Consider the following 11,404-nt stretch of genomic DNA (forward strand, 5'->3'; position numbering starts at 1 on the left):
TCATTTCTCCTTATTCATCATGTATAATGTCGACTTTTATCATTAAAATGCCAGATTAGAATAAAAAAACAATGAAATCAATTCATTGTTCCACCGTTTCTGCAAAATCCCATAACGTTAAATAAATTTTAACAATGCAACACTTAATTATACAAGTTGCATAATTAAGTGTTGCATTCGCCTTGACTTTGTCATGCAGTTAAGATATTATTCATATACAGTTCAAAATCAAGAAAGGAAATTTTGACTATGTCTACTGGAAAATATCGCAAAAAACTTAGTAAAGTTTTTTCTTTCATTGGTATCTTATTTATGTTATGTATTGTGATTGGTGTCTTTATTACCATCTCAACATCTGTGGAGAATCGTTATCAAAATACGCTAAAACAAAGTGTGTTTTCCAATAATATGTTAACCGAAGTTACTCTTTCCACTGTTAGTTCAACCTTAACTTCCTTGACACAAGATACTGACATAAAGCTTTGGGCTAATTCTTCCAGCCGGTCTCAGTATTATTACAATGCTATCATCGTTAAGAAAAAGTTAGACCTATTAGGGGTTCATCGAACAAGCATTCCATTTTTTCCAGCTATTACTACTAGTAAAGAGGACTACTTTGTTATCTCAACTACTGGAAGCCATAGCAAAAAACAGTATTTTCAAGATGAAACTTCATTATCCGCAGAACAAGTCAATGAGATTTTTGACTATTTTAAAAAAGAAAGTGGAGATTTAATTATACCTTACTATAAAGGAAAACAATTAGAAGAAATTTATTACTTTTATCAACCTTCTTATTCTGCAAACAATATAATTTACATACTTAAAATTCCTCGTTCTAGCCTATTAAGTGCAACTGATTCACAAAAATTTATTATCTATGAAGAAAACAATATTTTAGCCTATAGCCACAACGATGAAAAAGCAGTCACACTATTAGATAAAATGTTTGATAAAATTCTGGAACGTAAAATCTCATGGAATGATATCGTTAACGATTCTTTTCGAGTACAAAATAAAGACCTTTTCCTGTCATCTTTTACAAGAAGTGATTGGAAAATAGCATATGTGTATGATCATATTGGCTTATCACCACAGCAATTATTAGTTCATATTTTACTTCCGTCCATTGCTATTTGCCTTTTTGTTTTTGTATCCTCGCGTGTAATAGTTAATTGGCTCTATTCACCGATGAAATCTGTAATGGACGAAGTTATTGATTCTGAAAACAAGGATACTTCTGTGAAAGTCATCTTGGATGAATTTGAACTGTTAAAGCAGAACGCAACAACAGCGAAACAGCTTGCTGAAGATCTGCATCAATTAATCAATCAAAATAACTCACTTATTTCTCAAAAGTTTTATCGTGACTTAATTTATGGAGTTAACACAGTAAGAAATGAAATTTTCAAAGATTTTGTGCTAGACGATAACTCTTATTGCGTTGCACTCATTGAATTTTCATATATGGAGGAAAGCTTCCTAGAGGATGATATCTTCTTTAGCAAAAATATCATCTTTACTCATTGTCAAAGTAAGGAGTATCTAAATTCCGTAAACATTGACCAAAATACTTGTGCTATCATTATTCGAAGCAATAATATAGAAGAAGCGAAAAACATAATGTTAGCAATTTCTAATACAATACCAGAGAACCAAGTCTACAAGATAGCTTTAAGTAACTTGTGTACTGGATTAAAAAATATCAAACACTGCTATCAAGAGGCTCTTAGGATACTTGAATATAAATACTTATATTTATCAACAGAAATTCTAACAGCGCAACAAGTTTTTATGAAGGTGTCTACTGATTATTATTATCCAATTGTAACAGAAAATCGTATCATTCAGAGTATGATTCAAGGGAATGAAACATCGCTTGAGATGTTTGATCAATTAGTTAGAGAGAACTTTAGAAACCGCGATTTAGCACCTGATTCACTTAGAAATTTTATCTTTTCTTTACTTAGTACGCTCAATCGTTTTTTCCAAGAGTTAAAGACTAGTCCTGAAGAATTATTAGGACATCGAATTATGCTGGATGATCTCTATGTTAATTGGAATCAACCAAACATAATATCGAATATCCGATTAATAATAACAGAAATCTTAGAAGCTGTTGCAATTAAGAGTTCCTCTGCCGATAGCAGCCTTTTAGCTGAAATGCAGAACTATATTTATACTCATTATTCCACTGATATTATGCTAAACGATATGGCAGATGAATTGGGCATCAGTGCGAAATACTGCAGTAACCTTTTCAAAAAATTAAGTGATGATAACTTTAAAAACTTTCTTAATAAATACCGTATTGAGCGAGCAAAAGAAATTATTATGAATGACCCTAATGTTAAGGTCACAGATTTATGTACTATGGTAGGATTTAATAGCTCCAATACTTTTATTAGAGTTTTTAGTAAATATACCGGAACAACACCAAAGACTTTTGCAAATCAGCTTCATGATGCCAAGTATTTGTAGATGATGGAATCGAACTTATAAAGGAAAATTGAATACTAGAGTTAAAACGCCTACCCTTTTCGTTAAAGGGTAGGCGTTTGATATCTCTTTTCTCGTACTGGATTCTATTTATAAATGCTTTATACTGTTTTTTGAATGATATCGATAAGATTTCTTTTCGTCCCTCTTGGAGCATAGGTAACCTCCATAATAGAACTTCCAGTAAAAAATCGATACCAGATTAAGGCAGCAGCATAGCGCCCATAATCTAGGGTAAGATGATAACCATCTCTGCAAAGAGAACTACCACCATTCAAATAATCAAATTCCTTTGTCTCTGTACGCAGCTTTTGGATTGCATCACCAACTGGTATGATTGGTAAGTCATATTTCTTAGCATAATGCTCACTTGCCTTCCATATCTTTTCATACATAACCTCTTGTTTATTATCATATCGAATAAAATCTTGATGCGTAGAATCTTGCTCATATGCCCAGGTTCTATGTAAGATAATCTTTGCTGTTGGATTACTCTGCTTTATATGCTCTATGAGCTGCCCTAGAAATGGTTCGTAGGAATCTTCAATCCCTGATAAACCGCTCACTTGTTGTACTGTAATGTAGTCCCACTCTTTATATCGAAGTGCCTCTTGTAACGAGATTTTCCTTAATGCTTTTCCATCCTTCTGAAAATCATACTCTTTTAATTCACCTGTTAAACATTCCATATGTCTCTCAAGGCTGCAACCACCAATGTAGAGATTCCTTACATAAAGTTCACCTTGTGATACTCTTTGTAAATAACAGGTTGCATCTTCTGAAAAACTATTTCCAATCGCTAAAATTTTCATTAAAGTAATCCTCCATTTATTTTTTGTCAATCCTAGTGGTAAAGTTACTGCTTGGAATTACTATAAATGTATCACATAATTTTAGATTCTGAAAGAGTTTTTGCCAATTGATTCATGAATTTTAAAACTTTATTATGACAGTTTGGAATAAACACACGTAACAAACGGAGGTGCGTTAGACCTTTCATAGCAACCGTTGGCTGCTTTACTAATTAATTGATCCAAAATGCAATAGAATGTTATCAACCGATTGTTCAGGCGACTGTTCCGAAGTGTCTAACCAAAAACCAATTTTAGGCGTTTCCCTCAAAAACTCTGCATATAAATTTTCTACTGTAAATCCACTGTAACCGACTTTACCTCTTGTTTTTTCGCGCTCTTTTACAACTTCTACCTTTGGGCATAACACAACTACCTGAACTGGGTAATCCTTTAACTGCTCGATCATATAGGTTAATCCCGCTCCATAGTAATTGTCCTGCAAAACAACGGAAATGTCGTTGTCATAATAGGCTTTTGCAGCATTTGCTGCTAGCCGATAGCGCAAATATAGTTGCTTGACTGCTTTCTCAGACGGTTCAGCGGACATTTCTTCCCGTCCTGATACAATCATGCGGCGAAATACATCGCCACGTAGATGAACACCTTTTCCCAGCTTAGATGCCAAAAGCTCAGCTACCGTCGATTTTCCAGAAGCCATAACACCTGTAATCAAGTAAATTGCTTTTCCCATAGTAAGCTACCTCCTTTTTATGAAAGATTAGACAAATAAAATAACTAATATAATTATAATTACAATAAGAATCCGCATTATAACGTATATCTGCTTCATAAAGATATCGAATAACTTCTCCATTCACTGACTTTTGGATTCTATAGTCTTCTGCATTATATTGATAGACGATATTAGAGCCTTTCGTTGAACTACAGGTCAATCGGTTGAAATTATCATAGGTATAACGAGTAAGATAATTCGTTACTGCAGATGAATCCACTGGAAACTCATTCTTTGGTATTGTATCTAATTCACCTATCTTCTTAATACCAAATTTAGGTAATTTCGTCAAGTCATTTATTTTATCCGTTACCGCTTCGCTACTGGAAGAACTACTGACTATACTTTTGCTTCATAGGTATAAGAAGTCTGCACGTTCAAGGCATTCACAACCCAGGTGAGTGCTTGCTCACTATCCTTATAGTGCAAAAGCGACTACCAACCTTAATGGTAATCGCTTTGCATTTACATTTTTCTCTACTTCTTCTACTCTTCGCTTATCTCTACTACCTTAGGCGCATATTCTACATACTGGAAATCATGTGGAATTTTTCTTGTCTCAACCACATTATAATTCGAGCCTAGAATTTCACACACATCTTTTACCGGAATATATGCCAAGTCATACTGCATCCTTCTCATCGGATATTCCAATGTAAACTTTTTTTCATTCAATGTTACCTTCTTAGAAAAATCCTTCATGATTAGAACATTGCCGTTATATTCGCAGGTGAGTGTACCGGTTTTCTTGTTATACTTCGCACTACCTCCTAACGCTTTAAATAGAGGGATAGCTTCAGCGTATGCTTGGTATTTATAGTATACTGTCAGATAGGGAAATTGTATTGTCTTTCCACCGTAAGTAAAATTAACAGGGTTTTTGTAATAGTCATACCGTTCCAGACCAGTTTCATTTCCTCTATCCGCATACATCGCATCTAACAAATGTTTGATTGGTTTATAGTCGATGATACAGTTATCGCGAAGGTCTATATAGGTGAGATTTTTTAAGTTTTTAAGCGGCGTTACATCGGTGATACGGTTATTGGATAAATCTAGAGTTACTAAAGCAGCGGCTTTTTTTAATAAGGAAACATCTTTTATGTTATTATCCTCCATACGAACTTCAAGATACTTTCCTAGTTTCCCGATTTTGCTCAAAAAACTTATATCTGTTAATTTATTTCTTTCTAACTGCACCACTTCCAATAAGCTACAACTTCCCATATCACTTAAAATTTTTTCAAATTTTTTACCTTGGGTGACATTTTTGCATATGTCTATCATTTCTAGATTAGGCAATTTAGATAATGGACTTAGATTTTTTAAGTCATTTTCAAATGATGAAACTTGTATAAGACCTTCAAAATATTGTATCCCTTCCATATCTGATATTCTTGTATAATCAAGAAAGATATTCTTTTTCTTTTGCGAGAGTTCTCTCGCCTTTTCTACCGTAAAGGGTTCATTCCAGTCATAAATTTTACTTAACGCGGTTTGTAGATTTTTATCTGGAAACGTGATATCTGTTGTAACTGCCTTTCTTATTTCTACCAGCTTAGGTGCATATCTAGGTGCGTCCTTGCCCTGATATAAATCTCTTTTCTTAACAACGTTATATTCCAAACCTAACACTTCACATATGTCTTTCACCGGAACATATGCAAGATCATATTGCATCCTTCTCATCGGATATTTTAAGCTCTTTTCCTTATCATTCATGGTATACTTCTTAGAGAAATCCTTAAATACAAGTACCTTGCCCTCATACTTACAGGTAAGCGTACCCGTATTTTTGTCGTATTTTGCACTTCCTCCCAACGCTTTTAGTAACGGAACAGCCTCCGCATATCCCTGGTTCTTGTAATATACTGTCAGGTGCGGAAAGTCTATTTTTGTACCATAATATTTATAATTCACTGGGTTTGAATAGAAATCATACCTGTACAAAGGATAATCAAAACTTTTATACATTTCATCGAATAAGTGCTTAATTGGTTTATAGTCGATGATACAGTTATCATGTAAGTCTATGTAACTCGTAAGCTTTTTTAAGTCTTTTATGGGTGATACATCTGTGATGCGGTTATTTGATAAATCAAGCCATCTAAGATTAGCTGCTTCTTTAAGAATAGAGATATCATGTATATAATTATTTTCCATCTCTATACTCTTATAATTACTTATATTGCCTATTTTATCGAGAATTTTAATATCTGAAATTCCGTTATTATTTAATAGTAAATCAGACAAATTCTCAACTTTACCCATCTCATATAATGCATTTTCAAATTCTTTTCCTTTAATTGAATTATTATCTATAATTATCGTCAATAACTCTTTAAATTTAGATAGTGGCTTTAAATTTTTCAAATTATTATTACTAAGAAAAAAACATGCAGCATTTCCAAAATATTGTAATCCGTCAAGATCGGATATTCCGGAATTTTCCAAGTCTATATAGCTATCCATATCAGAAAGTTCTGCTGCTTTTTCCGTTGTAAAGATCCCTTGATAATTATAAAATTTATATAAAGCACTCTCTAGATTTTTATCCTTAAATACTATTTCCATATTTGATTTAGCCACTATAGTATTTGAATTCGCTAGGATCGAAACTATAAGCATAAATACCCCTATACTTTTTAACCTTTTATACATATACTTCCTACCTTCCTTTATATATCTTCTCGGAATTTCAAAGTTTAATTTTATTTTTAACATTTTAAACTACATTTATACCGTTTATGATTTTTGTTAGAATTATCATAAATAATCCTGTAAAATAAGGTTATTAACCCGTTGTTAATAACCTTATTTTATATCAAGGAACTAGTACAAAGCATTCTAAACAAAAGCCTTCTTACATATTCTTGCAGATAACGTCATTATTAATAGTAATAGTTAAAATAATTTCCAGTTATATAAATATGTTATACTTGCTTATTTAATATGGACACTACTTCTTTTTAGGAAGAGAAAATAATTTTTTACCATAAGCATCCAATATATCATTTATGTAATTTTTTGTTAAGTCCTCAGTTTCTTCTTTTCGTTCATCAACTTCACCTGCCTTAAGTTCTACCATTCTTTTTTTACTTTCATTGTAATAATAACCATATTCATCTGTATTTGTTATATGATTGCCTTTTATCGGATCACCATTTGTAACCTTAGCATGCGCAACTGTATCCTGAGTTGTATGTAAGCCCATACCTAATACAAACATTGCCGCTTCTTCCTTTGATCCTTTTGCATTCTTCGAAGTAGTATCAAAATACTTCGTAGGTATGCTCTCATTTGATAACGTATCGCCCTTATTTTTTGCCAGGGTATTTGCTGGATTAATAATATATGTTTGTAATTTATCATTTTTTGCAGTTTTTGAAAATGATTTATCATTCATAATATCACTAGTAATTTTTTTCGTACTTATTACAAATTTATTTTCATCCGCTTTGCCCTGTTGACTGAACCCATGAAACATTTTACTGTTTCCCGCCTTGTGTAATATATTTTTTTCCACGTCAACATATTTATCTCCTGCTGAAATAGCGGTAGCATATTTTTTTGCCTCTTTCTCCTGTTTAGTTACCCACTTCTCTCTTGCCGCCTTAGTTGCTGTATCATCAACCTTTTTTGTATCTTTTCCGTTTTTATCCTTCTTATAAACATAGATTTCATCACTTTTATCTTTAATATAATCAGTGAATGCTTTATATGCAATATTATAGGTATCATTACCATGAACGGCTACAGTCCAATGTCCAGTAGGGTCTGTATACATAATCGGCTCATTACTGCAGTAAGTGTAAAGATTCAAAGTCAGTGGGTCATTTCGCTTGCCGGTGTAACTATCCTCACTGATAAATCTAGCAATGCTACTATCATAATATCTTGCATTCAAATAATATAGTTCTGTTTCCGCATCATATTGATATCCTGCATAGGTAATCGTATTATTTGCTTGCCCCTGTTTGGATAACAAGTTACCAAATGCATCATAACAGTAAGTTGCTGCTACTGTACCAGCTTGATTTAGTAATCCTGTGACATCACCATGAGCATTATACAAATAATAGTATGCATCCTTATTGGTTTCTGATTTTGCCACACGATATATTAAGTTCGTGCCATATACATTGCGGCCGATTTCTTCCCCGTTTTCGTTCAGCTCTAAGACAACCTTATCTGCTTCATAAAGATATCGAATAACTTCTCCATTTACTGACTTTTGGATTCTGTAGTTTTCTGCATTATATTGATAGAAGATGCTAGCACCTTTCGAGGTACTACAAGTCAATCGGTTGAAATTATCATAGGCATAGCGGGTAAGATAATCCGTTCCGGCAGATGAGTCTACTGGAAAATCATTCTTGGGATCTGAATTAAATTCACTTATCTTCTTAATACCAAATTTAGGTAATTTAGTCAAGTCGTTTAAATTATCCTCGGTAATGCTTTCCGCACAGGCAGTTTTTTTCTGTAGCATGTTACCGTTCTTATCGTAGGAATATTCTGTCATGGAGTATTCACTTTTACGAGTATCGTCCGTATGAGAAAGGGCAAGAGAGCTAATAAGTCGGTTGCGTTCGTCATAATCGTAGGAAGTCCGGATAAAATCCATTCCCATTTGTGACAGCTCCATCGTTCGATTTCCACTCTTATCATATTCATAGGATAGGAGCTTACCACTGATTTCTTTTACCTTACTTAATCGATTTAAGGAATCATAGGTATATTGCGTAAGTCCCGGATAGGATTCCTGTCCAGATTCCTCTTTCGATATCTGATTACCTACCGGATCATAAGTGTAGGTGTAGCACTGGAGTATGGTACCGTCGGATGACATATTCTTAAGCTGTAATATCTGGTTCTTCTTTGTGTAAGTGTATTGTTCTATTGCTCCATTTGGATAAGTTACACTTTTTCTTGAGCCGTTCGGATAATACTGATAGGTTACCGCATCGCTACCTGTGGCACTTCCCAGGTGTTCTGCTGTCATATTTGGATAGACTTGATACAGCCTTCCCACTTGGTCGTATATCTTTAGGGTAGCATTACCCTTTGGATCAATGGATTCTTCGGCAGCCATTCCGGAAGGTACGCCGGTTGTGATATCATAGCGGTAGGTAGTTATTTCATTGGTGGTTTCCAAACTGGTGACCGTCTTTTTCGTTACTCTTCCTTGAGAGTCATATGTTCTTGTAATATCGCCTGTATTATCCTCCGCGATTAGAACATTCCCCATCTTGTCATAGGTATATTCTTTATACTGACTTCCTATCGATTCATAAACTAATCGTCCAAAACAATCATAACGATAGTTGGTCTCCTTTTCATTTCGATCAGTTTTTGTGGCAATATTCCCGTCTGCATAATAGGTATAAATCTCTGAGTTTTTTTCTTTCCCAGAATCAATCTTTTCAATCAAAAGATTTCTCGCATTATATCGATAGGTTGTTGTAAATCCTCTACCATCGGTCATCGTAAGCATATTGCCGTTTGCATCATAGGTATAGGAGGTCTGCTCGTTCAAAGCATTCACAACCTGAGTTAGAGCTTGCTCACTATTATAACGGTAATTCGTAACATTTTTATTCTGATCAGTTTTTGTAATTAAATTTCCTCTCACATCGTAACCGTTAGTAACCTCATATAGATATGGATCTACGGTCTTGACTAAGCGAAGGTTTTTATCATATTCGTAGGAGGTACAGTTTCCGTAACTGTCATAAGAAGCTGATTGTGCATGATCTGCATTGTATTCCAGCTGGCTCATCACGTTCCCTAATGAATCTTTCGACTCGATCAGGCGATTCATACCGTCATAACGAAATGTTGTCTTATTTCCAAGCCAGTCCGTTTCTGAGATTTTGTTACCGTTTGCGTCATAGGTATAGGAAGTCAACTTATTGATTTGCCCGATATTCTTCATCGCAATCAACTGATTTAACACGTCGTAAGTATAGGTTGTCATTGTTCCATTGGCATCCGTTTCCGAGGCAACATTTCCATAGATATCATACTCTTTCTGAACGCTAATTTTCTTGCTTGCATCTATATTCTGCCTTGTCTCAGACAGCATTAGTCCTCTTTGATTATAGGCCATAACCGTGATTAACCCAGTAATAAAATCTACTGTTTTGGTTAGGTTTCCTAGCTTATCATATTGATATATAATACTATGCTCTTTGATACTCTGGTCTGATGGAAAGTTCACACGGGACTGCTTTCCCAGCAGGTTCCATTCAAAGGTGGTTTTGTTTCCATTAGCATCTGTACTTTGTGTTAGCTGAGAGAGTTTATTATAAACCGCACTACTCTTTCTTGTTCCGTTAACATAGGTGGTAAGCACATTTCCGACACCATCATAGTCATAGGACTGTTTTGTTCCGTCTGCAAACATCTGATGTACCATCTGCCCCAGTCCATTGTACTGGTAGCGAACGGTATACTGGTATCCGGCATCTTTGGATTCACTGTCTAAGTAGGAAGCAAGGCTTCCATTCAGATAATAACTGCTTTCGGTTCCGTAGCCTGCAGCTATCTGTTCCTCTAATTCTCCAGTAACAGATAATATTCCCCCTGCATTCAGTTTTTTCTTCACATTACCAAGTGCATCATACTGATATGCTTCTGACACTACACGAACCGGTTGTGTAGCCCAAGTTCCATCTTTCCCTCGTAGAAAATTATTGTAATGTAACACCTTTGCTTTGAGACGATTACACGCATCATAAATATACTCCGTATGCTCCATCTCTTTCACAGATTTATCCGCTTGATAGTTCTTTGGTTGTACTTCCCGAATCGGTCTTCCTACCCGGTCATACTCGTAAGCGGTGATATTGCCCAAGGCGTCTATGGTCTTTACTCTGTTTCCAGCCTTATCGTATTCATAAGAGGTTGTAGCGTTCGGCTTTGCACCTTTTTCATAAGGTCTTGTTTCCGTTCGTATATTCCCATTCCAGTCATAAGTTGTATCGATTTGAATTATGACATCTTTCTTATTCTCTTTTGTGACCTGTTTACTTTCTCTAATCTTCCTGTTTAATGCATCATATTCATAGGTAATTACATTTTGATTGGCATCCTCATAAGAAATCAAGTTATCGTTTAAATCATATTGATAGATACTGTATATCTCTACCTTTTCTTTATTTTCTAAGGAATTATATGAGAATGTATTGGCATCTACTAATTCAACAATACGTACTGGCTTTCCTTTCGGATTATATTCATACCTTGTTTCTTTTGTTCGATTTCCGTCAACCTTCTGTAACCTTTTTGATATATTTCCATTGATATCATAGAA

6 protein-coding genes are annotated in these 11,404 nt (G+C 34.5%); 1 reads left to right on the forward strand and 5 read right to left on the reverse strand.

What is annotated here, in order from left to right:
* The first annotated feature begins 249 nt into the window (after positions 1-249).
* On the forward strand, positions 250-2,481 hold the full coding sequence (locus RTP52_RS10920) for a helix-turn-helix domain-containing protein (RefSeq protein WP_312100288.1): 2,232 nt from the start codon (positions 250-252) through the stop codon (positions 2,479-2,481).
* Between the two features lie 119 nt (positions 2,482-2,600).
* On the opposite strand, the gene RTP52_RS10925 is transcribed toward RTP52_RS10920, so the two are convergent.
* The 5 genes from RTP52_RS10925 to RTP52_RS10945 form a co-directional block, all read right to left on the reverse strand.
* A complete protein-coding gene (locus RTP52_RS10925) occupies positions 2,601-3,311 on the reverse strand; it encodes a DUF4886 domain-containing protein (protein WP_312100287.1) in 711 nt (236 codons plus the stop codon).
* A gap of 208 nt (positions 3,312-3,519) precedes the next feature.
* Positions 3,520-4,044, reverse strand: coding sequence for an AAA family ATPase (locus RTP52_RS10930; RefSeq protein WP_312100285.1), 525 nt, complete (start codon positions 4,042-4,044; stop codon positions 3,520-3,522).
* Complete coding sequence (locus RTP52_RS10935) at positions 3,983-4,378, reverse strand: hypothetical protein (protein WP_312100283.1); 396 nt, start codon at positions 4,376-4,378, stop codon at positions 3,983-3,985. Before RTP52_RS10935 ends, RTP52_RS10930 begins: the two co-directional genes overlap by 62 nt.
* A 194-nt stretch (positions 4,379-4,572) precedes the next feature.
* The gene (locus RTP52_RS10940) at positions 4,573-6,714 is read right to left on the reverse strand and encodes a leucine-rich repeat domain-containing protein (RefSeq protein ID WP_312371270.1); all 2,142 of its coding nucleotides are present in this window, start codon (positions 6,712-6,714) and stop codon (positions 4,573-4,575) included.
* Between the two features lie 331 nt (positions 6,715-7,045).
* Positions 7,046-11,404: RHS repeat-associated core domain-containing protein (locus RTP52_RS10945; RefSeq protein WP_312371273.1), on the reverse strand; the 4,359-nt coding region annotated here is incomplete at its 5' end.

It is taken from the genome of Lachnoclostridium sp. (assembly GCF_031997925.1).
In the GTDB taxonomy this organism is placed as follows: Bacteria; Bacillota; Clostridia; order Lachnospirales; family Lachnospiraceae; genus Lachnoclostridium.